This window comes from Cytobacillus sp. T106 (genome assembly GCF_040492155.1).
GTDB classification, from domain to species: domain Bacteria; phylum Bacillota; class Bacilli; order Bacillales; family Cytobacillaceae; genus Bacillus_AB; species Bacillus_AB infantis.
This window is the reverse complement of sequence record NZ_JBEUMK010000003.1, coordinates 66,534-91,009: the sequence shown is the minus strand read 5'-3', so window position 1 is coordinate 91,009 and position 24,476 is coordinate 66,534. Positions and strand designations below refer to the sequence as shown.

Genomic DNA, 24,476 nt, shown 5'->3' with positions numbered 1-24,476 from the left:
TATAACATCATATGACGTACTATAATTATCAATATGATGTTATAGGACATCATAAAAAACCGGAGGTGCTAGTATGACACAATCAGTTTCTAAATCGCCAATCAAAAACAATAGTAAGGAGGGGGGAGTAATGAAACAGGAACATACTAATCAAATCCAATTAGCCATTGAAGCCATTGAGAACAAAAATATTCAGAATGTATTTTTCATAGCCTGCGGCGGATCGATGGCGTCTCTATCTTTTGGAGATTATTTCATTACAAAAGATACGGGGAAACCGAGCTTTGTTTATACTTCTAATGAATTTGTCCATTTAAATCCTAAAGCACTAAATGAAAACAGCCTGGTTATCCTGCGCTCACATTCAGGGACTACGCCAGAAACAGTTAAAGCAGCTACATATGCCCGGGGTAAAGGCGCACTGACTGTCGCCATCTCTATGGAAGTTGAATCTCCGCTCTGCAAAGAAGCAGAATATGTCCTTCACTACAATTACAAAGATGGATCAGATGCCATTGACGGTGAAATCGGTATTTATTACACATTTATTTTCAAGCTGTTAAAGACATTTACTGGTGACGAAAAGTATGATAGAGGAATTGAACAGTTAAGCAATCTGGGAGATTTGATCGAGAAGAACCAGCAGCTGTTTAAAGAAGCCGCTTTTGAATTCGGCAAACGCAATAAGAGGGAGAAGACCATCTATACGATGGCAAGCGGGGCTTATATCCACCATGCCTATTCCTTCACCAGCTGCCTGCTGATGGAAATGCTGTGGATTCATTCAAATGCTATTCATTCCGGAGAGTATTTCCATGGCCCATTTGAAATTACAGACTTTGATGTTCCATTCCTTCTGATCGCGGGTGAAGGCCCAAGCAGGCCACTGGATGAGCGGGCACTGGATTTCGTAACTAAGTACAGTGAGAAAGTAGAAGTAGTAGATGCTTCTAAATTTGATTACAGCGGAGTCGATGAGGATTTGAAGGAGTACTTTGGCCCGGCCTTAACAGGTCCCGTCATGAGGCTTTATGCTGATGGCCTGGCAGAACATACAGGACATCCTCTTTCAGTAAGAAGATACATGTGGAAAATGGAGTATTAATTCTATTGGAATTGGTGTAAAATCTTTAAAAATAACTATATCAATGAGGCGATCATATGAAAAAAATGTTCAGCATTCTTTTAGTCGGCATTATCGCGGCCGGTATTATGGCAGGATGTAACTCATCTGTTGACTCAGGCTCAAAATCGAATGGCGATGATGTAGTTATTGATTTCTTCCACCGCTGGCCAAATGAACCAAGAAAATCATTCTATGATCAAAAAATCAAAGAGTTTGAGGAATCACATCCTGGTATCACTATTAATGTAGATTCTGTCTTGAATGATTCTTATAAAGAAAAGATACGGGTTTTAGTATCAAATGATGGCCTTCCGGATATTTTCTCTTCCTGGTCAGACTCTTTCGCTGAAAATCTGGTAAGTTCCGGCCGGATTAAGGAACTTAATGACATCATGAATGAAGACACAGAGTGGAGCGGCAGTATTCTTGAGTCCCAATATGCCGGATTTACTTTTGATGACAGCACATACGGCATTCCTTTTACAGTAGATGGAAAAGCCTTCTTCTACAATAAGGAGATCTTTGAGGAAAATAATATTAAGGTTCCAAAAACATACGATGAACTGGTGGATGTATTAGAGCAATTAAAGTCTGCGGGTTATGAAACGCCTGTTGTCGAAGGGCTGACGAATGCCTGGGCTATCTCACACTACTTGGGTACCATTTTTGATAGAGTAGTAGATCCTGAAGTGCGGGAGGCAGACTATAATCTGGAAAGTGATACACCATACACAGATGAAGGATATATCCGCGGTTTAGAAATATTCCAGGAGCTGACTGGTTTTATGGGAGATGTATCTACCGCTATTGACCATGAAGCTGCCAGAAATATGTTTGCTGCTGGAGAAGTGCCAATTTTGTATATGCAATTTGCTGAAGTAGGATTGGTTCAGGACATTGGCGATGTAGACATTGGATTTTTCAACTTTCCGGAAGTTACGGGTGGGGCAGGACGAGCTGATTCGCTGACTGGTGCGCCAGAAGGCTGGATGCTTAGCAAGGATGCTCCTAAAGAAGCGGTTGAATTTTTGAAATTCCTGACTTCCGAGGAAACGGCTCAGGAATTTACGAAAACAGATGGCCAGCTGAATGCTGTAAAGAATGGCGTGACTGAGGAAAACACAAGTCCTACCAGCTATGAAGCCTATCAAATAGTGCTGGATGCAGCATCGACAGCACCATGGTTTGACAATGCCGTTGATATTACGATTGCCGACATCTTTATGCGCGGAGGCCAGGAGCTGGCTACGAAACAAAAAACGCCGGAAGATATTATGAAAGAGGTTCAAAAAGAAGCAGCGAAAAAGAGCGAGTAACAGAGGATGGCCCTGACATTCGGGTGTCAGGGCTTTCTAATTATCGGGAAAGTGGGTAATAAGTATGAAATTAAGAAAAATGTCTTTGACGCCAATTCTCTTTCTTTTGCCAACTGTACTATTCCTGGGCATTTTCATCTACATACCACTCATTCAGAACTTTTATAACAGCTTCTTTGATTTCAACGTATTTTCAGATTCAAAATCCTTTGTGGGCATGAGTCATATAAAGCAATTATTTGAAGATGAAGTAGTCGGAATCGCATTATGGAACAATGTGAAATATGGAGTTATTTCAGTGATTTTTCAAATATTCTTTGCCTTAATCCTGGCAAGTATTCTTGAAGATAAGTTGTTTCGCAGAGTCGCTCCAGCCCTCAGAATCATCTACTTTATCCCTGTGATGATCTCCATTTCTGTTATCGCCCTGCTGTTTGGTTTTGTATATAATCCGCAAATTGGATTGTTAAATAGCTTCCTCGAGTTAATTGGACTCGGCGATCTTGGAAAACCATGGCTTGGCAATTCGACAACGGCTATCTATAGCGTTATTGCCATGTCCCAATGGCAGAGTATCGGTTTAATTACAATGCTGTTCATTGTAGCCATTCAAAAGATCCCTCATGAGCTTTGAAATCTTCTCATGAGCATGGATCACAGTTGTATGGTCGCGCCCGCCAAATTCCTCGCCAATTTTAGGCAGGGAAAAATCAGTCAGCTCCCTGGAGGCCGGAAGGCTTTTTCGATCATGGAAAACGGAATACGCCAGTTTTTTCACATTACTCTTCCCCAGGTTAAGGAAACGATGTTTGTCAATCTGCTGATTACCGTTACTGGCTCCATCCTGGTCTTTAATGAGCCCTATATCCTGACTAATGGGGGGCCAGGGAACAGCTCGATGACATTGGCGGTTCATATGTATCAGAATGGATTCTTCAAAGACAATATGGGCTATGCTTCTTCAATCGCCACAACCATGTTTCTGCTGTCGGCAATCTTTGCTTTAATTCAGATTAAAGTGTCTAAAACAGGAAAGGAAGATTGATGATGAAAATAGAAAATCTTCAAACCCAAGAGTTAACTTTCCCGGCCGTAAAAAAAAGGCAGCTGACTCGTAAAACGCGGCTTTCCAGAAATTTAGTTTTCCTGGGATTACTCATTTTCGCCATCATGATCCTCTACCCGCTTTTTTGGATGGTGATCTCTTCATTTAAAAGCTATAAGGAGATTTATTCAAATGTTTGGGCGCTTCCAAGCGAATGGCACTTTGAAAATTATGCATTAGCATGGGAAAAAGGGATTCAAAATTACTTTTTGAACAGTGCTTATGTTACTGGCTTTTCCATTCTGCTTACAGTTATGACAGGTACAATGGCAGCCTTTGTTCTGGCCAGATACCGCAGCCGCTGGATAGATGCAGCTCTTCTATTCATCATTGGCGGTTTAATGATGAATCCACAGGTGGCTCTCATTCCTTTATTTGAGATTTTATCCCTGTTTAATCTAATCGATACAAGATGGGCTTTAATCCTGACGTATGTCGCTTATCGATTGCCCCTTACCATTATACTGATCCGCGCTTTCTTCATTACCATACCTCATGAGCTGTCAGAATCTGCCTTGATCGATGGCTGCAGTGAGGTTGGAATCTATTGGAGGATATACTTGCCGCTGTCCATTCCGATTGTGATAACTTCTGTTATTATTAACGCCTTTTATGCTTGGAACGAGTTCTTATTTGCAACAGTATTTATTAATTCTAGCGAACTGAAGACGATTCCATCAGGGCTGATGGTCTTCCGTGATGCATTGCGAACGGATTGGGGTGTCCTGTTATCAGGCATGGTCATAGCATCAGTCCCAATGGTTTTATTATTGATTGCTCTCCAAAAATATTTAGTACGAGGCCTTGCAGAAGGCTCGGTGAAAGGATAATGACGATGAAATTAATGGCTGTGGGTGACAATGTTGTAGACTGCTATTTGGACCGGAACGAATATTTTCCTGGCGGCAATTGTGTGAATGTCGCTGTAAATGCCAAGCGGAACGGTGCTAGCCGTGTCGGCTATATTGGGATATTTGCAACAGATGAACCTGCCCGGCATATAAAGCATGCACTTCAGCAGGAGGGGGTCGACTTTCAGTTTTCCAGGGATGCTATTGGCATCACAGGCCAGCCCAAAGTCGCGCTGACGGAGGACAATGACCGGGTGTTTGTGGGAGGGCCTAAAGACACTGTCCAGCACCGGTTCAAAATTCAGCTGATTCCGGAGGAAATTGATTATATCAAGCAATTTGATGTTTGCCATGTGAGCTGCTATTCGTCGATGGAAAGCGAACTGGCAAAGATCGCTAAAGAGATTAAAGTTTCGTATGATTTTTCAAACCGGAAAGACCTGGAATATATATCATCAATAGCTCCATCTATCACTTATGCCTTTTTCTCAGCTGCAGAATTATCTGAAGCAGAACTAAATGGATTTATTGCAGAACTTGCCCCTTTCGGTTTTGAGATTATAGGTCTGACGCGGGGAGGAGAGCCGGCTGTATTCGTCCATCAAGAGAATATTTATAAGCAGAAACTGAGGAAAATTAATGTTGTTGATACAATGGGGGCAGGAGACAGCTTGATTGCAGGCTTTCTGACTGAATATGCCACGAGCGGCGATGTAGAAAAGGCTCTTGAAAAAGGAACCCTTTCTGCTGAAAAGACATGCCAGGAATATGGGGGATTTGGGTATCCCGCAAACATGTGATTCTTTTTATTTACGGGCGGATTCATGTATAATTATTGTAAAATTGAGATATTGAGGCGTTGACAATGGAAAAAGACAATCTAAATCGAGATCAGCTTTATTTATACGAAGAGATCATGACCGGACTCATGCACTATATTAAAAGCCATGGACTAAAAGAGGGAGATCGAATCCCCACAGAGAAAGAATTGGGAGATTTATTCAAAGCCAGCCGCATATCTATCAGACGCGCCATCAAGGAATTAGTTGACGAAGGTACTCTTACAATTGTCAGAGGCAAGGGCACTTTTGTAAGTGCCCCAAGAAAAGAAATTCATTTATTGGACCTGCAGGGTTTTACAGAAGGATTAACAACCGAAAATGACACGATAACGAAAGATATCATTTCCATCCAGAAAATCAAAAGCAATCCGGATTTAGACAAGATTTTTAACAGCCGGTATAAGGAGTATATTGAACTTGTGCGAAAAGTCTACCGCAATGACCAGGCGCTAAGCGTAGATTACGCCTATTTGCCTGTTGATCTTTATCCAGGCATCGAAGAAAAAATAACGCCAGAAAGTTCTACTTTTGCTATTATTCATGATGAGTATGCTGTTAAGTTTAAAAGAGTCCGCAAAAACCTGGAATTTGTCTATCCAGACGAAGAATTGCAAACACACTTAAAAGTGAATAATTTCAATTTACTTGTCCTGGTGGATAAAGTGATTTATGGTGAACAGGATCTGCCTGTCCACTATTCAAAGTACTATCTGATTGCTGAACGTGTACAGTTGAGGTTAGAGCATATTATTAATCCTGAATGATCTATAACTATACTTCCGGACTGAAAACCCCTTAGAAACGAACGTTACTGGAAGTTATGGGTAAAAGTACTTCTTCAGGGGGGCGGATGAGATAAGTGGAGTTTGAAATAGCAAATTACAATATCACAAGATCATCTGGTTTTAAGGGATTTGAAATCAATTTTGAAGTGGATGGCAAGGATTTTGTTTTCCTGCTTGGCAATGATAGCCATCCTTTCCCAGTAGGAGTAAAACATCAATTTAGACTAAAAGGCAATTGCCCACTTTGCGGGAAAGTTATTTTTCCATCACCAATTGGGCAGCAGCCGTGTACATATTTTGCTTATAATAAGCAACAGGATTTATTGGTGTATTTTGCGCCATTTTTGCCATAATATTAAAATTGTTTTGATTGATTGCACTTATAGGGAGACTGCTCTGAGCAGCTCCCTATTTATTTTGCCGGGTGATGGGTTAATGGTCTATTTACCCCAATTTTTTTTGTGAAAGTGCCCAAATTAAACTTTTTTCTATTAAAATGGTATTAACTTAACATATTTCTGATAATTTAGATAACTAAGCATTTTTAATGACAAGTATTTGGATCCTGGAAAATAACTTCCAGATGTTTACTTATAACAATAGTTCTAAAGAATTACAAAATAGATAAAAAATACTGTTGGTGGGGGGAAGATTAGAATGCTGAATACCCGAATGAGCAGTATTCTAAAAGCTTTAATAGAAACAGATGATGTAATCACAAGCGAGTACTTGGCAAATATCATACAGGTTACTTCCCGTACAATCAGGAATTCCATAAAAGAGTTAAATATGCTGCTTGCTGAAAATGGCGCTGAAATTAAATCGGTTCGCGGAACTGGATATAAATTGACTGTTGGGGAAGATGCCAAATTTCAAAATTTGCTGGCTCAAGTTGCAGGAGAAGATTCATTAAAAAGCGGGCATATACCGAACCTTCCGGAAGATCGTGTCCAGTTTCTGATCAAGCGCCTTCTTTTTGCTGATAAATATGTGAAACTGGATGACCTGGCTGAAGAATTATTCATTAGCAAATCTTCCATTCAAAATGATTTAAGAGAGGCTAAAAGGATTTTACAGCAGTATGCTATTACAGTTGAGAAGCGGCCGAATTATGGTCTCAAGTTAAAGGGAGATGAAGTTAAACTTCGCTTTTGCATGTCCCAGTATATTTACAATCGGGAAAAAACGGTCCTTGACCTATTTGAAAGCCGCATGTCCATTCTTCCAAAAGAAGAAGTCCAGCTGATCCGAAAAATTATTCTTGATCAAGTCAGGGTAAGCGGTATATCACTTTCCGACATGGGCCTGAATAATTTGATCACTCATATTGCCATTGCCTGCTGCAGAATACGATGTGAAAAATATGTAATGATATTCCCGAAAGACATGCATGAAATCATAAACCAAAAGGAGTATATAGTAGCTTCTGAAATAGTCCAGGAAATAAATAAACATCTTTTCGTAGAGTTTCCAGAGTCGGAAATTGCCTATATAGCCATTCATTTAATGGGGATCAGAATGATTGCTCATTTTCATTTGAATGAAACAGAAATACGCAGTCTTGTTGATGAGGAAGTCTTTAATCTGGCAAAAAAAATCCTGAGTATGATTGAACAAAAGCTAAAGCTGGGCATTAAAAATGATAAAGAATTGTTTGTTAGCATGTGTTTGCATCTTAAGCCCGCATTAAATCGGTTCCGATTCGGCATGAATATCCGGAACCCGATGCTCGATGCGATAAAAGCTAACTATCCGGTAGCCTTTCAGGCAGGCGTCCTGGCTGGAATTTGTATCAAAGAAGAATATGGATACCAAATTGGTGAAAGCGAGGTCGCCTATCTGGCTCTTCACTTTGGTGCGGCGATGGAGAGAGTCAAAGCAAACCATTCAGTCAAACGCTGTCTGATTGTCTGTGCTTCAGGAGTCGGCAGTGCCCGGCTTTTATACCACAAGCTGGAGTCCCAATTTGGTTCCAGGCTGGAGCTGGCAGGAACAACAGAATATTATAAAATAAATGAAATCCCGCTGGATACGATCGATTTTATTGTCAGTACAGTTCCCATTGCCTCTGAGCTTCCAGTCCCGGTCATTCAGGTGAACACCATACTTGGGGGAACAGATTTATTAAAGATTGAAAGAGTACTGGATGATTATACCGGACAGTCTTTCGCTTATACAAGAAAAGAGCTGGTTTTCCTGCAGAAGGAATTTGAAACAAAGGAAGAAGTTTTAAAGTTTCTGGCACGTGAATTAACAGATCTAGGTTTGACTGATGAACACTTCTTGCCTGCTGTTTTGGAAAGGGAGGAAGTTTCTCCAACTTGCTTTGGAAACCTGGTTGCCATACCTCATCCGATTATGCCGCGAACGGATGAAACATTCTGGGCTATATGCACACTTCAGAAACCTGTCGACTGGGATGATAAGCGGGTTCAATTTGTTTGTTTGCTATGTGTAAGAAAAAACAGTAAAGAAGACTTGGTCAATATGTACAAGCTCCTGATAGAAGTGGTAGAGGACAGCACTCTGGTACATCATTTATTGAAATGTAAAACCTATAAAGAGTTTATCTCTGTTTTTCTAAGCAAAAAAAAATAAATGCAGTTCCACCATGCCAGTCAACTTGGCATGGTGTTTTTAAGTTTGTAAACAAACGAAATGACGAAGAAGATAAGGTTTAAAAAATTTACTTCAGCTGAAGGAAAAATAAAAGAGTCAGAATTGTCTAATAAAAAATTTCCGTTGCTCAACGGAAAAAGTGTATGTGTTAATGGAAGCGTTTTCAATTTAGTATTAAGTTACGAGCAAGGAGATTCCACTTAAAAGAGGGGTGATAAAGTGAACATATTGCTGTGCTGTTCAGCCGGGATGTCTACAAGTCTGTTAGTTACAAAGATGGAGAAAAGTGCAAGAGAACAAGATAAAGAATATACCATTTGGGCTGTTTCAAGTGATGCGGTGCACCACCATATTGACAGGGCGGATGTGCTGCTTCTAGGCCCTCAAGTGCGTTTTATGCTTCCTCAATTGAAGAAGCTGGGTGAAGAAAAAAAGATCCCGGTTGACGTAATTAATATCGTTCACTATGGCACATGCAATGGGACTGAAGTATTAAGCTTTGCAGAAAAATTAGTAAATAAATAGGGGGAGTGAGTTTAATGAGCAAAATGAATGATTTCCTTGAAAATAAGGTGATGCCTGTTGCAGGCAGGGTAGCGGGCCAGCGCCATCTTCAGGCACTCCGTGATGGAATTATCCTGACGATGCCGCTGATTATTGTCGGTTCATTATTCCTGATTCTTGGTTTCTTGCCTATTCCCGGCTATGACGACTTCATGGCAAATACATTCGGTGATCAATGGCTGACAAAGCTGATGTATCCAGTGGGTGCGACCTTCGATATTATGGCCTTGATTGCCGCCTTTGGCATAGCTTACCGCCTTGCTGAAAAATATGGAGTGGATGCGCTGTCTGCAGGTGCAATTTCTGTTGCGGCATTTCTTTTGGCAACTCCGTACCAGGTCTCCTTTATACCAGACGGAGCATCAGAAGCAGTACTTGTAGGAGGAGCGATCCCGGCCGCTTTAATGGGAAGCAAGGGACTTTTTGTAGCGATGCTTATTGCCATGCTCTCAACGGAAATATACCGATTTATCATCCAAAAAAATATCATTATAAAAATGCCTGATGGCGTACCGCCTGCTGTCAGCAAATCATTCGTTGCACTCATTCCAGGTTTTATTGTTATCACGGTCATTTGGGTTCTTCGCCTGCTGGTAGAGCAGACGGATTTTCAGAGCTTGCATAATATCATTGGCGAAGTGCTTGGAAAACCACTTGGCATTCTGGGCGGAAGTTTGATTGGCAGCCTGGTTGCAGTATTTCTTGTACAGCTGTTATGGTCCTGTGGATTACATGGAGCTTCCATTGTTGGAGGAGTAATGGGGCCAATTTGGCTCTCAGCAATGGATGCCAACCGCCTTGCGTTCCAGGGGGGCGAAACTTTGCCGAATATATTCACACAGCAATTTTTCGATATCTTTGTATATATAGGAGGAAGCGGCGCAACGTTAGCATTGGTGCTTGCGATGATTTTGAGGGCACGAAGCAAGCAAATGAAGCAATTAGGCCGTTTAGCTATCGGGCCGGGACTATTCAATATTAACGAACCTGTCGTATTTGGAATGCCAATTGTGATGAACCCTATTTTGATCGTTCCGTTTGTACTTACACCGCTTGTAATGGTCTTAACCACCTATATTGGCATGAGTACAGGGCTGGTCGCAAAACCTGCAGGAATTGCGGTTCCATGGACAATGCCTCCGATTATCGGGGGATATTTGGCAGCAGGAGGAAAAATGTCAGGTGCTGTCCTGCAATTAATAAACTTTGCCTTAGCTTTTACCATCTATTATCCTTTCTTCCGCATCTGGGATAAACAAAAGCTCGTTGAAGAAGGCGGTTTTCAGCCTCCAGTCGATGCCAATAAAAAAGTTGCAAGCATGTAAGGAGCTGAAGTAATGACTAAGTTAATCATCAATGCCGATGATTTCGGCTATTCAAAAGGAGTTAATCTGGGAATCATTGAAGCCTTTCAAAATGGTGTGGTTACCTCAACCACATTAATGGCAAATATGCCTGGAGCAGAACATGCTGCCGGACTGGCGAAGAATAACCCTGGCCTTGGAGTGGGAATCCATTTCGTGTTGACCTGCGGAAGGCCGGTAAGCAATGAAGCGGCCTCGCTTGTAAATAGCCAAGGAGAATTTAACAGGATATCGGCAATAGAGGAGGATGGAATTCCAGAGGAAATTGAACTTGAATTAAGAAGCCAATTTGAAAAGTTCATTTCTTTTGGCATAATACCGACTCATATCGACAGCCATCATCATGTGCATTCACTTCCCAATGTTTATCCCGCTGTAGAAAAAATAGCCTGGGAAAATCAATTGCCTATTAGAAAAGTAAGTTCAGATCCAAACCCATTGCAGCCTGTCCAATATTTTAATCATGAATTTTATGGAGATCAGCTGACGACAGAGTATTTGCTCGAACTGCTTGATAAAGCACGTCCTTATGAAACTGCAGAGTTAATGACACATCCTGCTTTTGTTGATGAACAGGTCTATGCTGGCAGTTCATATGCTTTGCAGCGTGTCAGAGAACTAACCATATTAACCGACCCTGCTGTTCAAACGGCCATTACTGACAAGGGCATAGACCTTATAACCTTTAGGGAGGTTTCTATTAAGTCCGTGGTTTGAAAGGGATGAACAGGTTCCTGGACTGGCATGGTCCGGAACCTGTTTAGATGAATTTCAGTGATAAAAAAAGAATTAATGAATTTTATGGAGGACATTTTTTGCAAGATAAACAAATCAGGGAGGAATAAGAGGATGAATATTTTGCTATGCTGCGCAGCTGGAATGTCTACAAGCTTATTGGTGACTAAAATGGAAACAGCAGCTAAAAGCCAGGGCATTGAGGCAAAGATTTGGGCGGAAGGGGCAGATGCAGTTAAACGGCATATTGATAATGCAGATGTATTGCTCCTTGGTCCTCAGGTGCGTTACTTGATGCCTCAAATGAAAAAGCTATGCGAGGAAAAAAATATACCAGTAGATTCTATCAATCCTGTTCATTATGGAATGTGCAATGGACCGGAAGTTTTAAAGGCTGCTATTGATCTGATTAACGGTCAAAAGGGATAGCTTCATAGGTTCCCTTCTTGCACATGAAATAGGTAGAACGTGTCTTTTATAAATAAATCATAGAAGGAAGGGATGTTTTCTTTATGGCTGGCATCGAAGAGACAATCTTTCAAATCATCCTTCACGGCGGCAATGGGAAAAGCTCTGCCATGGAAGCAATTGCTGCTGCCAAGAGCGGGGACATACCAGGGGCAAGAAAGAAAATAGAGGAAGCTGCTAATGAACTGAATAGCGCGCATCTTATCCAAACGTCTCTGATCCAAAGGGAAGTGAGAGGAGAAAGTACAGAGATTACTTTGTTAATGGTGCATGCTCAGGACCATCTTATGAATGCGATTACGATAAAAGACATGGCAGGCGAATTTGTAGACTTGTATGAGCACGTAAATCTATCCGGAGGTGTGAATGCATGAAAAAAGGAATAAAAATAGCTACCATTGGCGGGGGATCAAGTTATACTCCTGAATTAGTCGAAGGCTTTATTAAGAGGTTTCATGAGCTGCCGGTAAGTGAACTTTGGCTGGTTGATGTGGAAGCCGGGAAAGAAAAGCTTGAGATAGTAGGGAATCTCGCTAAACGGATGGTTCAGAAGGCAGGGCTTCCCATTGAAGTGCATCTGACTCTTGACCGTAAGGAAGCATTGAAGAATGCCGATTTTGTCACAACGCAATTTCGGGTAGGTTTATTGGATGCACGTGCAAAGGATGAAAGAATTCCTTTAAAATATGGAGTGCTGGGACAAGAAACAAACGGTCCTGGTGGATTATTCAAAGGCTTGCGGACTATACCGGTTATTTTGGATATTTGCAGAGATATGGAGGAATTGTGTCCTGATGCCTGGCTGATTAACTTTACAAATCCTGCTGGAATGGTAACGGAAGCGGTGCTCCGCTATTCTCATATCAAAAAGGTAGTCGGCCTCTGCAATGTACCTATAGGAATGGAAATGGGAATCGCTAAACTGCTTGATGTGGAACATTCCCGTATCCGTATCGATTTTGCCGGATTGAATCACATGGTATATGGCCTTGATGTATACCTGGATGGGGAGAGTGTAAAAGGAAAAGTAATAGACCTTCTCACTGATCCGCAGAATAGCAGCTTTGTAAAGAATGTTCAGGGAATTGGATGGGAACCATCTTTTCTCAAAGCCTTAAACGTTCTTCCATGCCCGTACCATTTGTATTATTATAAAACGAGAGAAATGGTTGAAAAGGACTTGAAAAATTCAGAAATGGAAGGTACTCGCGCAGAAGTGGTTCAAAAACTCGAAAATGAGCTTTTTGAGCTTTATAAGAATCCCAACCTGGACATTAAGCCGCCGCAGCTTGAGAAACGCGGAGGCGCATACTATTCTGATGCAGCTGTCCGTTTGATTTCATCTATGTACAATGATAAACGCGATATCCAGCCTGTGAATACTGTGAATAACGGAGCGATAGCGAGCATTCCGGATGATTCAGCAGTCGAGGTAAGCTGTATTATTACAAAGGACGGCCCTAGACCTATTGTCATGGGTGACCTCCCTGTGCCGGTCCGCGGATTGGTCCAGCAGATCAAATCTTTTGAACGAGTCGCTGCAGAAGCTGCTGTCACAGGAGATTATGATAAAGCTGTCCTGGCACTGACAATCAATCCTTTAGTTGCATCTGACAAGCTGGCAAAGCAAATTGTCGACGAAATGCTTGAAGCCCACAAAGAACATTTGCCGCAGTTTTTTAATAAGGTAGAGGCATAGGATACATAAGAATCTGGCTGCTGGGGCTGGATTCTTTCTTTTTGCTTCAACACCTGGATCAGAAGTGTGTAAGCGCCAGAAGGATTTAATGGATTATTGCTGTAGATTGCCTTATAATCTTCTCAAAACCAGATAGAAATAATGGAGAATTGTGCACCACATATACTATTTAGCAGCTTTAAAGCAAAAAACTCTTCGTAAAGGAAGTAGCCATGACACTACAACAGCTAAAATACGTAATCGAAGTAGCCAGAAGCCGCTCGATCAACAAAGCGGCACAAAGGCTGTTTATCAGCCAGCCCAGCCTTTCGAATGCACTGAAAGAGCTGGAGGAGGAAGTGGGAATCACGATTTTTTCGCGGTCCAATAAGGGGATTATCATCACTCCTGAAGGATCAGAGTTTCTTGGCTATGCCAGGCAGGTGGTTGAGCAGGCGGAGCTTCTTGAAAACCGTTATACGAATGCACGGTCCCCGCAGCAGCACTTTTCTGTTTCTGCCCAGCACTATGCCTTTGCGGTCAGTGCGTTTGTCCGCCTGTTAAAAGAATATGATCCGGAGGAATATGAATTCAGCCTGCGGGAAACGAAGACCTATGAAATCATTGATGATGTGAAGAACCTGCGCAGTGAGATCGGGATTTTGTATGTGAATGAATTCAATAAAAATGTCATTTATAAGTTTCTGAGGGAAGGAAGTCTGGAGTTTCATGAGCTGTTTGAGGCAGATCCCCATATATTTATCAGCTCCACAAATCCGCTTGCGGAAAGGGATTATGTCACTTTATCTGATTTGGATCCGTATCCATATCTCTCTTATGAGCAGGGAGACTATAATTCCTTCTATTTTTCCGAGGAGATTCTCAGCACCCTTTCCAGGCCGAAGAATATCCGGGTGACGGATCGGGCCACTCTGTTTAATCTGCTGATCGGGCTGGACGGCTATACCATTTCAACAGGTGTTATCAGCCATAAATTAAACAGCAAGGATATCATAGCCATTCCCTTAAAGGTGGATGAGAAGATTAATGTGGGTTATATCACGCATAAAAATGTGACCAACAGCCCGCTTGCGAATATCTATATTCAATATTTAAAAGAAAGCATAAAAGAAGAGCTTGGCGGGTTATAGCTTTAAGCTATAACAAGGCATAGTAACATTGTGTTACGTTATAAGAAAATCCCTGTGCTACACTTACTTTAATGAAAACAAGCCAAGTTCCAGGGCAGCATTTTTATAAGCCTTGGATATATGGGGAGAGGGAGTTCATTATGACTAAGACACTTGTTAAAGCACCATTCAGAGCAGATCATGTAGGAAGCTTATTGCGCCCGGAGAGAATCCATAAGAGCAGGAAGGAGTTCCAGGAAGGCACGATTACAGCCCAGGAGCTGCATGCTATTGAGACAGAAGAAATCAAGAAGATTGTAAACAAGCAAATTGAGGTCGGCCTTCAGGCTGTCACCGATGGGGAATTCCGCCGCCGGTTCTGGCATACCGATTTCCTTGAACATTTGAATGGGGTGGAGGGCTACGTGCCGGATCATGGCTTTGCCTTCAAAGGGGAAGAAACGGAAAGATATGATGTGAGGGTCACAGGAAAAATTACGTTTAACCAAGATCATCCGCATATTAAAGACTTTATCGAATTTAAAGAAATTGTCGGTGACCGTGCGGTTGCAAAGCAGACCATCCCAAGCCCTAACCAATTATTTAACGCAGGCATCCGCAACCTTGATATCTATCCGGACGTTGAAGATTATGCGAATGATATCATCCAGACTTACAAGGATAGCATCAAAGCCTTCTATGATGCAGGCTGCCGCTACCTTCAATTTGATGATGTGTACATCGCCGGCCTGAATGCACCGGAAATTCCATTCAATGACAGCGGCTATTCACGTGAGGAATTAATCAGCCTGGCATTAAGAGTTGTGAACGGTGTGCTGGAGGATAAGCCGGAGGATCTGACTGTAACCACTCACCTTTGCCGCGGGAATTACCGCTCTAAATGGGCATTCGAAGGCAGCTATGCCAAGATTGCGCCTGTATTGTTTGCAAAAGAGAAGGTGAACGGATTTTTCCTGGAATACGATGATGACCGTTCCGGCGATTTCGGTCCTCTGGAGTTCGTTCCAAATGGCGGACCGTTGGTGGTGCTTGGTGTATTCACGTCCAAGCATGGCACTTTGGAAGACAAGGAGAACATTAAAGCACGTGTAGAAGAAGCAACCAAATATCTGCCGCTTGAGCAATTATGCATCAGCCCTCAATGCGGATTCGCTTCTACCCATCACGGCAATATCCTGACAGAGGAAGAGCAGTGGGCTAAGCTGAAGTATATTGTAGATATTTCTAAGGAAATTTGGGGATAAAATATTTAGCGAACAGCTTATGGATGCTGTTCGCTTTTTTTCGTACCGATTATAAAAAGGACATCCCCATTCCACAATCACTAACATTCAAACAGGCCTCCCCATCATATACTGTCATGGAGGTGAGATATATGCCACGAGTGAATTACCGAAGTGCCGACGTGGATCTGATGGCCAGGATGATGCGGGCAGAGGCTGAAGGGGAAGGCAAGCAGGGGATGCTGTATGTGGGAAATGTGATTGTGAACCGTCTTTTAGCCAATTGTTTGGATTTTAAGGATTTGAGATCTGTTCGGGATGTCATCTTTCAGGTGCAGGGCGGAAATTATTCTTTTGAAGCCGTTCAAAAGGGCAATGTGTTTTATCAAAGGGCAAGGGAAGCGGAGAGAAGATTAGCCAAGCAGAACCTTGATTATTGGAGACAGCATCCGGGGAAGTATGCTCTCTGGTATTTTAATCCGTATGCCCCTTGTCCTCCCACTTGGTATGATCAGCCTTTTGCCGGCCAGTTCAAGAATCATTGTTATTATGAACCGAAGGCAGGGACTTGTGAGGCTGTTTATTCCGGGTAAGCTTACTCTCTTTGAGTAGGCTTTTTTATTTTCACGGCAGCAGAAAGGGTGAAGATTAATATGCCAGTTTTTGAAAAAAATGCTGAGCCCTGAAATGCCAGACTTGTTAACGCTTACTTTTTATTTTAATATAGGAATATAATATATATAAATTTCCAATCCTGATATAATGATAAAAGTACAGAATTTTTGATTTTTCCAGTATAAAGTGAACCTTTGCACTTTTTTCCAAACGAAAAATAATATATAATTATCAGATAATAGTAGATAAATTACCCAATAAATCATTATAATAGAATATGAAAGGGTTTTATTTGAAACGGAAAAGTGAATTTCTAGGTGAAATAGCGCACAATCTTTTTTCACATATAGGAGGCAAAGAACGTATTATGAGCAGCGTACAGAAAGCAACAGACGTAATCTTAATTGGTGCCGGGATCATGAGCGCAACATTGGGTTCTTTTCTGAAGGAGCTTGCTCCTGAGTGGGAGATCAAGGTTTTTGAGAAGCTTGCGGGTGCAGGGGAAGAAAGCTCGAATGAGTGGAATAATGCGGGTACAGGCCATGCTGCCTTGTGCGAGCTGAATTATACGCCAGAGAAGCCGGATGGCTCTATCGATATAAAGAAAGCGATTAATATTAACGAACAATTCCAGCTGTCGCGCCAGTTTTGGTCTTATTTAGTCAAAAAGGACCTTATCCACAATCCTCAGGAATTCATCATGCCTATACCGCATATGAGCCTTGTGGAAGGTGAGAAAAATGTAGAATTCCTGCAAAAACGATTTAAAGCGCTTTCAGGTGTCCCGCTGTTTCAGGGCATGGAATTCTCAAGTGATCCAAGGAAATTGAAGGAATGGATTCCTCTTATCATGGAGGACCGGAAATCAACCGAACCGATCGCCGCCACGAAAATTGATTCCGGTACTGATGTGAACTTCGGTGCTTTGACAAGGATGCTGTTCGACTATTTAAAAAAGCAAAATGTAAAAATGAATTACAAGCATACGGTAAAGGATATCAAGCGCAACAGCCAGGGCTTGTGGGACGTGAAGGTAAAGAATCTTGAGAGCGGTGCTGTGGAACACCATACTGCCAAGTTCGTGTTCATCGGTGGCGGGGGCGGCAGTCTGCCGCTGCTGCAGAAAACCGGGATTCCTGAGTCGAAGCGTATTGGCGGCTTCCCTGTCAGCGGACTTTTCCTTGTCTGCAATAACCCGGAGGTCATTGCCAGGCACCATGCCAAGGTATACGGGAAAGCAAAGGTCGGAGCGCCGCCAATGTCGGTTCCGCATCTTGATACAAGGTATATTGATAACAAGAAGTCCCTGCTGTTCGGGCCTTTTGCCGGATTCTCGCCTAAGTTCCTGAAAACTGGTTCCAATTTCGATCTAATTGGTTCTGTTAAACCGAATAATGTCTTTACCATGCTGGCAGCAGGAATGAAGGAATTCCCTTTGACGAAGTATTTGATCGAGCAGGTACTGCTGTCGCATGAAAAGCGGATCCAGGAACTGCGCGAGTTCATCCCGAATGCCAAGAGCGGTGATTGGGATACAGTAGTTGCCGGCCAGCGTGTTCAGGTCATCAAGGACACAGAAGCAGGCGGCAAAGGAACGCTGCAATTTGGTACAGAGGTTGTAAGTGCCTCTGATGGCTCGGTTGCTGCCTTGCTCGGCGCATCTCCAGGTGCATCAACTGCCGTACAGGTCATGCTTGAAGTGCTAGAGAAATGCTTCCCTGAGCATATGCAGAAATGGCAGCCGAAAATCAAAGAAATGATTCCGTCATTCGGTGTGTCGCTGGCCAGCAATCCAGCACTTTTCCATGAGATCCAGACTTCAACAGCCGAGACACTTGGCTTAAGGAAAAAAGAACTGGTTTCCTAGAAAATTATTATGTCAACTTCAAAATCAACTAGAACCTTTAATCATGATAAGATTAGAGGTTCTTTTTTCTATTTAAATGAGAAGGAAAGTGGGAAGGGAAATGGATTATATAAAAACAATGCGAAAATGGATTGGACACGAAACGCTGTTCACTGTCGGCTGCGGCATGATCATTGAGAACGAGGGAAAAATCCTCCTTCAGCACCGTACAGACGAAGATAATTGGTGCATACCCGGCGGAGTGATGGAGCTGGGCGAAACATTTGAGAAGACAGCTAAAAGAGAAACCTTTGAAGAAACAGGACTTGAGGTTCAGGAGCTTGAGCTGTTCGGGATTTACTCAGGGGAAAAATGCTTTGTTGAATATCCCAATAAAGACAGGGTATTCAGTGTCCAGATTATATTCAAAACCAGCTCTTTCAGCGGGACCTTAAAGCAAACGGGAGACGAAAGCAGGGAGCATCGGTATTTTGAGAAGAACGGCCTGCCAGGCAATTTAAATCCAAGGCAGAAAGAGTTTATTCAAGATTGGGCGGAGGGGAAGAAGACGCCTGTACTGGATTAAAATGAAAGAGTAATCTGTATACAGGCATCCAACTGAAGGAGTATCTGATTTTTAAAAACCCTGCAAAATTGCGGGGCTTTTCTATATGTGCAAGCAATCCGCAGACAGACCCATTAAATCCTGAATAATTTAGTCATCCTTAATTCTTTCTTTAAAATTTCTTTAACATTTCCTCCTATACTGAGTTTTGTTAAGAGAATGATTAGGAGGAAAGATAATGGAAAAATCGATTATGTTCGCTATTGAATCATGGTATGTGCTTGGCCCGCTCTATTTAATGGGGCTTCTGGTCCTGGCGGTCTGGGGAAAGCGTAAAGAAAGGAAGGTGACCATAGCTCAATACGTTGTTTTATTGTCATTTGGAATATACTTGCTTTGCGTGATCCATCTTGTGTTTTTCCCGATAGAGGTGAATATAGGAAAGTATGCGAATCAGACAAAGTGGTATCAGACTGTGAACTTTATACCTGTGCTGACAATTGATATAACGACTTTTATGCTGAATGTACTTATGCTTGTGCCATTCGGGATGTACCTTCCGTTCCTGAACAGGAGAATGGTTTCCTTAAAAGACGCTGCAAAGTTTGGCTTTGCATTGAGTCTTGCTTTTGAATTGGTTCAGCTGCTGATCAGGGTTACGCTTGGAAGCGGCAGAAGCACGGATGTAAATGATCTGCTGGCAAATACAGCAGGAGCAATAGTTGGATTTTTCATAGTGAAAAGCTTGTTCAAGATAAATTTTATTGGCGGTCTGCTGAAGCAGTTTCAGCTGCATGAAAAGAAGGGAGAGTCAGTCATTGACGAGAATATTGATTGTTGATGATGATCAGCATATTACTGAGCTGATTGAGGTGCACTTAAAGAATGAAGGGTATGAGGTCAGTAAAGCTGGCAATGGGGTTGAGGCATTGAACAGCTTCGGCAAAAGCCAGCCGGATTTGATCATTCTGGATATTATGATGCCTGAGATGGACGGGCTGTCTTTTTGCACGCAGGTGAGGAAGAGCAGCCAGGTGCCTATTCTGATGGTGAGTGCAAAGGTAGAGGATATGGACAAAATCGTGGGTCTGATGACTGGTGCCGATGACTATATGAGTAAGCCATTTAATCCGCTTGAGCTCACAGCAAGAGTGAAGGCTCTTCTCAGGAGAGCAAACTACTCCCAGCCAGAAAAGGGCAATGCTGTTCTGCAAATCGGCCCGCTTGCAATCGATAAACAAAAGCATCATGTGCTGGCGGAAGGAAATAGCATAAAACTGACTTCCATTGAGTTTGAGATCCTTTATCTGCTGGCAAGAAACCAGGGCCGTGTTTTTTCTTCTGAAGAAATATTTGAAAGTGTATGGAATGAACCAGGTGAAGGGTCCAATAAGACAGTTATGGTCCATATAAGCAATCTGCGCGAAAAGCTTGAAGCAGCTTTACCAGGCGAAAAAATCATTCACACGGTATGGGGAGTGGGGTATAAAATTGAAAGATAATCTTAAGCATATCCTCAGGTTCATTCCAAAATGGAAGATTGCGATCTATATCATCCTCTCTTTCTTCCTTGCACTGGCTGTTGCCGCCCTCCTATTGCCGGCTGTCTGGTATATCGAGGACAATTCGAGATTTGCTGAAAGCCTGCTGTTCCTTTTATCTTACGGAAGGTCATTGGTGCTTCTCGTTTTTTATGCAATCCTCATGATAGGGTTCCTGCTGCTTTTTTACCTGTACGAAAGAAAAAGGTACCTCAGCTATTATGTGAAAAAGCTGACAGAAGAGGTGCAGCAGCTGGCTTTTGAAAAGGGCTCAGCTGTATTATCCGGCAATGGCGAATTCAGCAGGCTGGCTGAAGGGATTCAGGAGATCTTCACTAAGTCGGAGCAGGCTATTGTAGAAGTAAGAAAAGCAGAACAGCTGAAAAATGAGCTGGTGACAAATGTGGCCCATGATCTGCGCTCTCCGCTCACTTCAATCATCGGCTATTTAAATTTAATCAATGAAGACCGGTATCAGGATGAGGTGGAGCTGCGCCATTATATTCAAGTCATCACTGATAAGACAGCAGGTTTGCATTCCTTGATAGAAGACATTTTCGAATACACATACATGCAGAACCAGCAGGCACTCTCTGAAAAGCATCCGATCGATTTGGAGGAATTGATGAATCAGCTTGCGGTTCAATCCCGTGTGCAGCTGGAGGGCGCCGGGATGGAGTGGAGGCAGTTCCTTGAAGGAGATGAAACCCCTATTGTACTAGGGGATGGAGGGAAGCTGATCCGGGTCTTTGAGAACCTGATCCAAAACGCTGTCCGGTATGGCAGAGAAGGAAAGTATCTGGATATCATCCTTGGAGGCACAGGCCATAATGTCGAGATACAGGTTGCCAATTATGGGCCTGCCATCCCGGGGGCTGACCTGCCTCATATTTTTGAGAGGTTTTTCCGGGTAGAAAAATCCAGATCGCATTTTACTGGAGGGTCCGGGCTCGGTTTGGCTATAGCAAAGAGTATCATTGAACTGCATGGAGGAACAATTAAAGCAAAGAGCAGTCCGGGAAGGACAGCTTTTATCATCAGACTGCCAAGAGGATATAGTGATGAACGGCAAAGAACCTAATTAATTTCGGCTCCCGGCCAGTATAAAGTAGTTGGTAGGGAGAAAAATTTGAAGGGCCATATTACTTGACAGACCAAATCGCTTATGATTTGGTCTTCCTGTATTTTGAGGACTTAAAATATTCTTATAGTAAGGGATAAGAAGTGATAAGAAACAGTTTTAGCTAATAACTCATTCTTTTATCTTCTCAAAGCTATCCAGTTTTATAATGCTGTGTGCGGCATAATAAAGAAAAAGAAAAATAAAAAAGTCATACAAAGTTGACCAATTTTTGGGGTTATAGAAGTTAATGGCATTGAAAAGATTCATCCCTCCAAATGCAGCAAGCGCAGAAAAAATTACACCTTTTAAAAACGAGTTCATATTTGGCTTAATCTGCAATGTAAACATAATACCTACAGGTGCTAAAGAAAAGTGATAGGGTAAAAATAAAAAGGGAGCTAATGGGATGATGACCATCGGATAAGACCAAAGCCCAGTTGATAAAGCAGCGAGGTCGATTGTAAGTGACAAAATGACCGTCAATAATCCGCCTAAAAGCAGACGTCCACTGCTTTCCCTTTTTCTTAGTAAAAACCAAAGTATCCATGGGATTATAAAGAGTCCGATACCAACCCACCATTGCCAAGTAAATAGTAAATCCTCCAGCAAAATCTCCGCAAAAAGGGAATTGGTATCAGTAAATTGATTGTAAGCTTTTTCTGACTGGGTCAGTCCTTCCTTGAATGACATATATCTTTCACCTCAAAATGTTAGTTCTAATATTTTTCAACACTTTATGTAATTTATGTATGGTTAGCACGCAGGTTAGTAAAGAATGCGCCCGGCAACTATAGATATGACCAGGTTAAATTTTAGGATTTTTAAAAACAACTCGTTGACTTCCTTTACCTCAAGTGATAAACTCGACTTAATTACAGACATTAAGAGTCTTTAATATCTTTTTTGTTCAAGGAGGTTATTATGAAATATTCAAACGCGACAAACTATGCTCTTCATACGATGGTCCATCTAATGCTGGAGCCTGGGGAGGGCACAGTGGGAGTACAGGAATTAGCAGAAATGCAGCACCTCTCCCCGACGTACCTTTCTAAGGTTTTAACCAAACTTGCGAAAGCGGGCTTGATCGAATCAACTCCTGGTGCAAAGGGAGGCTATAAAATTTCCAGAAAAAAACATGAAATATCCTTTTTGGATGTCATCCACGCGATTGAAGGGGAGACTAGCTTATTCGATTGCTCCATTCACCATGAAGGCTGCTTGATTGAGAACGTCATGAGACAGGCAGAGGAAAATATGAAAAGTGAACTGGCATCAAAGCTTCTAATAGATATCGCTAAAGAGGCAGAATCACAACGGAAATAAGAAAATATCTAAATTCATTGAGGGAGTGAACAAAATGGTATTAGACTGCGCGGTGATTGGCGGAGGCCCGGCTGGGTTGAATGCTGCTTTAGTGCTCGGAAGATCAAGACGTAAAACGATCCTGTTTGATGACAACAAACCGAGAAATGCGGTAACTTCTAAGTCCCATGGGTTTATCACAAGGGATGGTATACATCCGCAGGAATTCAAAAAGATTGCTCAAGGAGAATTAAGCAAGTACCCGAACGTGAGGCTTGAACGGCAGCGGGTGCATCGTATAAATAAAGAAAACAATTTGTTTCAAATAGAGACAGAAAACGCGGAAGTACATAGTGCCAAAAAAATTATAATCGCCACAGGCTTCAAGGAAATTCTTCCGGATATTCCAAAGGCGAAAGAGTTCTATGGCAAGAGCCTGTTCGGCTGTCCTTACTGTAATGGCTGGGAATTAAGAGATCGGCCGCTGGCGGTGATCGCTGAAGAGCAGCAGGCGGCGTTTCATATGGCGAAGGTGGTGTCTAACTGGACGAATGATTTAATTATTTTTACGAACGGCAGGAAAGTCCTTTCGCTCGAAGAAAAAGCATTGCTCAAAAATAATGGCATCGGTATTAACGAAAAGAAGATTTCCTCACTCATTGGAAAAGAGGGGCTGCTGGAAAAAATCCAGCTTGATGATGGAACCTCAGTGCTTCGTGAAGGAGGGTTTATTGCCTCGGAATGGAAACAAGCTGCTTCTTTTGATTCACTCGGCTACACACTGAATGAGCAGGGAGGGATTACAACTGACAGTTGGCAGCGCACGAACACAGAAGGGCTGTATGCGTGCGGGGATACGCGAATTGCCGGTGCTTCCCAGTTAATCATTGCGGCAGCGGAAGGCAGTATGGCTGCCATAGCTGTGAATGCAGCTCTTATAGAAGAGAAATATAGCCAGGATAAATAGAAGTCATAAATAGGAGGATTTAAATGAACCATCATTCTCATGGCAAGCACGATAAAGGAAAAGTATCATATTTGGAAAGCCCCGAGCGAAGAAAGGTATTATCTCCCGAACAATTACTGAACATGATTCCTTTAAAGGAAAATGATAGCATGCTGGATTTTGGCGCTGGGACCGGTTATTTTTCCATCCCTGCAGCGAAAAGGATCAATGGCAGCGTATATGCGCTGGATATCGATGCGGCTATGCTGGAAATCATAAAAGAGAAAGCATTGGAGGAACAGGTGACAAATATTGTCCCAGTGCTGGGGAGTATGGAGGCCCTTCCTTTAACAGACAGTTCTATTGATATCATTATGGCTTCTCTGGTCCTGCATGAAATTCAGCCACTCGCACCGCTATTACAGCAAATGAAAAATGTCCTGAAAAAAGAAGGTTATCTAATTTGTCTGGAACTTGAACCAAAGAAAAGTTCTGGGAAAGCGCCGAGAATTTCCATGGAAGGGATGGAGCGTGAAATGAAAGAAGCAGGATTTACAGTAACTGAGAAATCCTTTCCAGCATCATCTTTATACATGCTAATTGCGCAGGCAACGGAATAAGCAGATATTTTTTTATCTAATTAAGGATATTAAGTGTCTTTAAAGTATTTAATTTAAAAAGTTACGTGGTCTTTCCTTAAATAGAGGAGAG

General features: G+C 42.3%; 27 protein-coding genes and 1 pseudogene. 26 read left to right on the top strand and 2 right to left on the bottom strand.

Translation table 11 applies throughout. From position 1 onward, the window contains the following. The first annotated feature begins 130 nt into the window (after positions 1-130). The 3 genes from ABU165_RS08085 (at position 131) to ABU165_RS08075 (ending at position 3,076) form a co-directional block, all read left to right on the top strand. Positions 131-1,105: an SIS domain-containing protein gene (locus tag ABU165_RS08085; RefSeq protein WP_318060057.1), complete on the top strand. Its 975-nt coding sequence runs from the start codon at positions 131-133 to the stop codon at positions 1,103-1,105. A gap of 56 nt (positions 1,106-1,161) precedes the next feature. Then, positions 1,162-2,442, top strand: a complete 1,281-nt coding sequence (locus tag ABU165_RS08080; protein ID WP_318060056.1) for an ABC transporter substrate-binding protein — start codon at positions 1,162-1,164, stop codon at positions 2,440-2,442. Positions 2,443-2,506: 64 nt separating this feature from the next. Then, positions 2,507-3,076, top strand: coding sequence for a carbohydrate ABC transporter permease (locus tag ABU165_RS08075; RefSeq protein ID WP_318060055.1), 570 nt, complete (start codon positions 2,507-2,509; stop codon positions 3,074-3,076). Here the strand turns inward: ABU165_RS08075 and ABU165_RS08070 are convergent. Beyond that, positions 3,023-3,172 (bottom strand): annotated as a pseudogene (locus ABU165_RS08070) (helix-turn-helix domain-containing protein); the annotation flags it as partial. The gene ABU165_RS08075 and the pseudogene ABU165_RS08070 sit on opposite strands and share 54 nt — an antisense overlap. An 18-nt stretch (positions 3,173-3,190) precedes the next feature. On the opposite strand from ABU165_RS08070, the gene ABU165_RS08065 reads away from it, so the two are divergent. The 20 genes from ABU165_RS08065 to ABU165_RS07970 all read left to right on the top strand — a co-directional run bounded on the left by ABU165_RS08065 (position 3,191) and on the right by ABU165_RS07970 (position 21,475). Further along, the gene (locus ABU165_RS08065; RefSeq protein ID WP_318060179.1) at positions 3,191-3,487 is read left to right on the top strand and encodes a carbohydrate ABC transporter permease; all 297 of its coding nucleotides are present in this window, start codon (positions 3,191-3,193) and stop codon (positions 3,485-3,487) included. Positions 3,488-3,489: 2 nt separating this feature from the next. Then, positions 3,490-4,377 carry a carbohydrate ABC transporter permease gene (locus ABU165_RS08060; RefSeq protein ID WP_353762656.1) on the top strand — a complete coding sequence of 296 codons (888 nt, stop codon included), beginning with the start codon at positions 3,490-3,492 and terminating at the stop codon, positions 4,375-4,377. Beyond that, positions 4,377-5,198, top strand: coding sequence for a PfkB family carbohydrate kinase (locus ABU165_RS08055; protein WP_311224466.1), 822 nt, complete (start codon positions 4,377-4,379; stop codon positions 5,196-5,198). Before ABU165_RS08060 ends, ABU165_RS08055 begins: the two co-directional genes overlap by 1 nt. A gap of 65 nt (positions 5,199-5,263) precedes the next feature. Then, entirely contained in the window at positions 5,264-6,004 is a 741-nt protein-coding gene (locus ABU165_RS08050) for a GntR family transcriptional regulator (protein ID WP_094767352.1), read from the top strand. A gap of 95 nt (positions 6,005-6,099) precedes the next feature. Next, the gene (locus tag ABU165_RS08045; RefSeq protein ID WP_148975577.1) at positions 6,100-6,378 is read left to right on the top strand and encodes a hypothetical protein; all 279 of its coding nucleotides are present in this window, start codon (positions 6,100-6,102) and stop codon (positions 6,376-6,378) included. A gap of 304 nt (positions 6,379-6,682) precedes the next feature. Beyond that, positions 6,683-8,623 (top strand): BglG family transcription antiterminator, encoded by a 1,941-nt coding sequence (locus tag ABU165_RS08040; RefSeq protein ID WP_318060054.1) that lies wholly within the window; start codon positions 6,683-6,685, stop codon positions 8,621-8,623. Positions 8,624-8,863: 240 nt separating this feature from the next. Continuing rightward, a complete protein-coding gene (locus ABU165_RS08035; RefSeq protein ID WP_022543755.1) occupies positions 8,864-9,169 on the top strand; it encodes a PTS sugar transporter subunit IIB in 306 nt (101 codons plus the stop codon). A 14-nt stretch (positions 9,170-9,183) separates the two neighbouring features. Next, the gene (gene celB, locus ABU165_RS08030; protein ID WP_318060053.1) at positions 9,184-10,533 is read left to right on the top strand and encodes a PTS cellobiose transporter subunit IIC; all 1,350 of its coding nucleotides are present in this window, start codon (positions 9,184-9,186) and stop codon (positions 10,531-10,533) included. Positions 10,534-10,545: 12 nt separating this feature from the next. Continuing rightward, on the top strand, positions 10,546-11,289 hold the full coding sequence (chbG, locus tag ABU165_RS08025; protein ID WP_318060052.1) for a chitin disaccharide deacetylase: 744 nt from the start codon (positions 10,546-10,548) through the stop codon (positions 11,287-11,289). 132 nt (positions 11,290-11,421) lie between these two features. Further along, positions 11,422-11,736 (top strand): PTS sugar transporter subunit IIB, encoded by a 315-nt coding sequence (locus ABU165_RS08020; RefSeq protein ID WP_022543756.1) that lies wholly within the window; start codon positions 11,422-11,424, stop codon positions 11,734-11,736. Positions 11,737-11,819: 83 nt separating this feature from the next. Next, entirely contained in the window at positions 11,820-12,149 is a 330-nt protein-coding gene (locus ABU165_RS08015; protein WP_009790990.1) for a PTS sugar transporter subunit IIA, read from the top strand. After that, positions 12,146-13,474 (top strand): 6-phospho-beta-glucosidase, encoded by a 1,329-nt coding sequence (locus ABU165_RS08010; protein ID WP_318060051.1) that lies wholly within the window; start codon positions 12,146-12,148, stop codon positions 13,472-13,474. Before ABU165_RS08015 ends, ABU165_RS08010 begins: the two co-directional genes overlap by 4 nt. Positions 13,475-13,686: 212 nt before the next feature. After that, positions 13,687-14,604, top strand: a complete 918-nt coding sequence (locus ABU165_RS08005; RefSeq protein ID WP_009790992.1) for a LysR family transcriptional regulator — start codon at positions 13,687-13,689, stop codon at positions 14,602-14,604. 140 nt (positions 14,605-14,744) lie between these two features. Then, positions 14,745-15,848: a 5-methyltetrahydropteroyltriglutamate--homocysteine S-methyltransferase gene (locus ABU165_RS08000; RefSeq protein ID WP_318060050.1), complete on the top strand. Its 1,104-nt coding sequence runs from the start codon at positions 14,745-14,747 to the stop codon at positions 15,846-15,848. Between the two features lie 131 nt (positions 15,849-15,979). Beyond that, positions 15,980-16,420, top strand: coding sequence for a cell wall hydrolase (locus ABU165_RS07995; RefSeq protein ID WP_022543758.1), 441 nt, complete (start codon positions 15,980-15,982; stop codon positions 16,418-16,420). A gap of 299 nt (positions 16,421-16,719) precedes the next feature. Next, the gene (locus ABU165_RS07990) at positions 16,720-18,309 is read left to right on the top strand and encodes a malate:quinone oxidoreductase (protein WP_263625680.1); all 1,590 of its coding nucleotides are present in this window, start codon (positions 16,720-16,722) and stop codon (positions 18,307-18,309) included. A 100-nt stretch (positions 18,310-18,409) separates the two neighbouring features. Next, positions 18,410-18,874 carry an NUDIX hydrolase gene (locus ABU165_RS07985; protein ID WP_187445454.1) on the top strand — a complete coding sequence of 155 codons (465 nt, stop codon included), beginning with the start codon at positions 18,410-18,412 and terminating at the stop codon, positions 18,872-18,874. A 217-nt stretch (positions 18,875-19,091) separates the two neighbouring features. After that, positions 19,092-19,694 (top strand): VanZ family protein, encoded by a 603-nt coding sequence (locus tag ABU165_RS07980; RefSeq protein WP_224951762.1) that lies wholly within the window; start codon positions 19,092-19,094, stop codon positions 19,692-19,694. Further along, entirely contained in the window at positions 19,672-20,355 is a 684-nt protein-coding gene (locus ABU165_RS07975; RefSeq protein ID WP_318060049.1) for a response regulator transcription factor, read from the top strand. Before ABU165_RS07980 ends, ABU165_RS07975 begins: the two co-directional genes overlap by 23 nt. After that, positions 20,345-21,475, top strand: a complete 1,131-nt coding sequence (locus ABU165_RS07970) for a sensor histidine kinase (RefSeq protein WP_318060048.1) — start codon at positions 20,345-20,347, stop codon at positions 21,473-21,475. Before ABU165_RS07975 ends, ABU165_RS07970 begins: the two co-directional genes overlap by 11 nt. 171 nt (positions 21,476-21,646) lie before the next feature. Here the strand turns inward: ABU165_RS07970 and ABU165_RS07965 are convergent, their stop codons facing one another. After that, positions 21,647-22,207 (bottom strand): CBO0543 family protein, encoded by a 561-nt coding sequence (locus tag ABU165_RS07965; RefSeq protein WP_318060047.1) that lies wholly within the window; start codon positions 22,205-22,207, stop codon positions 21,647-21,649. 231 nt (positions 22,208-22,438) lie between these two features. On the opposite strand from ABU165_RS07965, the gene ABU165_RS07960 reads away from it, so the two are divergent. From ABU165_RS07960 to ABU165_RS07950, 3 genes are read left to right on the top strand one after another with little or no spacing between them, the layout of a single operon-like run. Beyond that, positions 22,439-22,840 carry an Rrf2 family transcriptional regulator gene (locus ABU165_RS07960; protein ID WP_009791002.1) on the top strand — a complete coding sequence of 134 codons (402 nt, stop codon included), beginning with the start codon at positions 22,439-22,441 and terminating at the stop codon, positions 22,838-22,840. Positions 22,841-22,874: 34 nt separating this feature from the next. After that, the gene (locus ABU165_RS07955) at positions 22,875-23,786 is read left to right on the top strand and encodes an NAD(P)/FAD-dependent oxidoreductase (protein ID WP_318060046.1); all 912 of its coding nucleotides are present in this window, start codon (positions 22,875-22,877) and stop codon (positions 23,784-23,786) included. 23 nt (positions 23,787-23,809) lie between these two features. Beyond that, entirely contained in the window at positions 23,810-24,385 is a 576-nt protein-coding gene (locus tag ABU165_RS07950; RefSeq protein ID WP_318060045.1) for a class I SAM-dependent methyltransferase, read from the top strand. Positions 24,386-24,476: the final 91 nt, after the last annotated feature.

Coding starts and splice junctions, on each gene's coding strand:
- ABU165_RS08085 (WP_318060057.1), top strand. CDS start 131: ATGAAACAGGAACATACTAATCAAATCCAATTAGCCATTGAAGCCATT.
- ABU165_RS08080 (WP_318060056.1), top strand. CDS start 1,162: ATGAAAAAAATGTTCAGCATTCTTTTAGTCGGCATTATCGCGGCCGGT.
- ABU165_RS08075 (WP_318060055.1), top strand. CDS start 2,507: ATGAAATTAAGAAAAATGTCTTTGACGCCAATTCTCTTTCTTTTGCCA.
- ABU165_RS08065 (WP_318060179.1), top strand. CDS start 3,191: ATGGAAAACGGAATACGCCAGTTTTTTCACATTACTCTTCCCCAGGTT.
- ABU165_RS08060 (WP_353762656.1), top strand. CDS start 3,490: ATGAAAATAGAAAATCTTCAAACCCAAGAGTTAACTTTCCCGGCCGTA.
- ABU165_RS08055 (WP_311224466.1), top strand. CDS start 4,377: ATGACGATGAAATTAATGGCTGTGGGTGACAATGTTGTAGACTGCTAT.
- ABU165_RS08050 (WP_094767352.1), top strand. CDS start 5,264: ATGGAAAAAGACAATCTAAATCGAGATCAGCTTTATTTATACGAAGAG.
- ABU165_RS08040 (WP_318060054.1), top strand. CDS start 6,683: ATGCTGAATACCCGAATGAGCAGTATTCTAAAAGCTTTAATAGAAACA.
- celB (WP_318060053.1), top strand. CDS start 9,184: ATGAGCAAAATGAATGATTTCCTTGAAAATAAGGTGATGCCTGTTGCA.
- chbG (WP_318060052.1), top strand. CDS start 10,546: ATGACTAAGTTAATCATCAATGCCGATGATTTCGGCTATTCAAAAGGA.
- ABU165_RS08020 (WP_022543756.1), top strand. CDS start 11,422: ATGAATATTTTGCTATGCTGCGCAGCTGGAATGTCTACAAGCTTATTG.
- ABU165_RS08015 (WP_009790990.1), top strand. CDS start 11,820: ATGGCTGGCATCGAAGAGACAATCTTTCAAATCATCCTTCACGGCGGC.
- ABU165_RS08010 (WP_318060051.1), top strand. CDS start 12,146: ATGAAAAAAGGAATAAAAATAGCTACCATTGGCGGGGGATCAAGTTAT.
- ABU165_RS08005 (WP_009790992.1), top strand. CDS start 13,687: ATGACACTACAACAGCTAAAATACGTAATCGAAGTAGCCAGAAGCCGC.
- ABU165_RS08000 (WP_318060050.1), top strand. CDS start 14,745: ATGACTAAGACACTTGTTAAAGCACCATTCAGAGCAGATCATGTAGGA.
- ABU165_RS07995 (WP_022543758.1), top strand. CDS start 15,980: ATGCCACGAGTGAATTACCGAAGTGCCGACGTGGATCTGATGGCCAGG.
- ABU165_RS07990 (WP_263625680.1), top strand. CDS start 16,720: ATGAAAGGGTTTTATTTGAAACGGAAAAGTGAATTTCTAGGTGAAATA.
- ABU165_RS07985 (WP_187445454.1), top strand. CDS start 18,410: ATGGATTATATAAAAACAATGCGAAAATGGATTGGACACGAAACGCTG.
- ABU165_RS07980 (WP_224951762.1), top strand. CDS start 19,092: ATGGAAAAATCGATTATGTTCGCTATTGAATCATGGTATGTGCTTGGC.
- ABU165_RS07965 (WP_318060047.1), bottom strand. CDS start 22,207: ATGTCATTCAAGGAAGGACTGACCCAGTCAGAAAAAGCTTACAATCAA.
- ABU165_RS07960 (WP_009791002.1), top strand. CDS start 22,439: ATGAAATATTCAAACGCGACAAACTATGCTCTTCATACGATGGTCCAT.
- ABU165_RS07955 (WP_318060046.1), top strand. CDS start 22,875: ATGGTATTAGACTGCGCGGTGATTGGCGGAGGCCCGGCTGGGTTGAAT.
- ABU165_RS07950 (WP_318060045.1), top strand. CDS start 23,810: ATGAACCATCATTCTCATGGCAAGCACGATAAAGGAAAAGTATCATAT.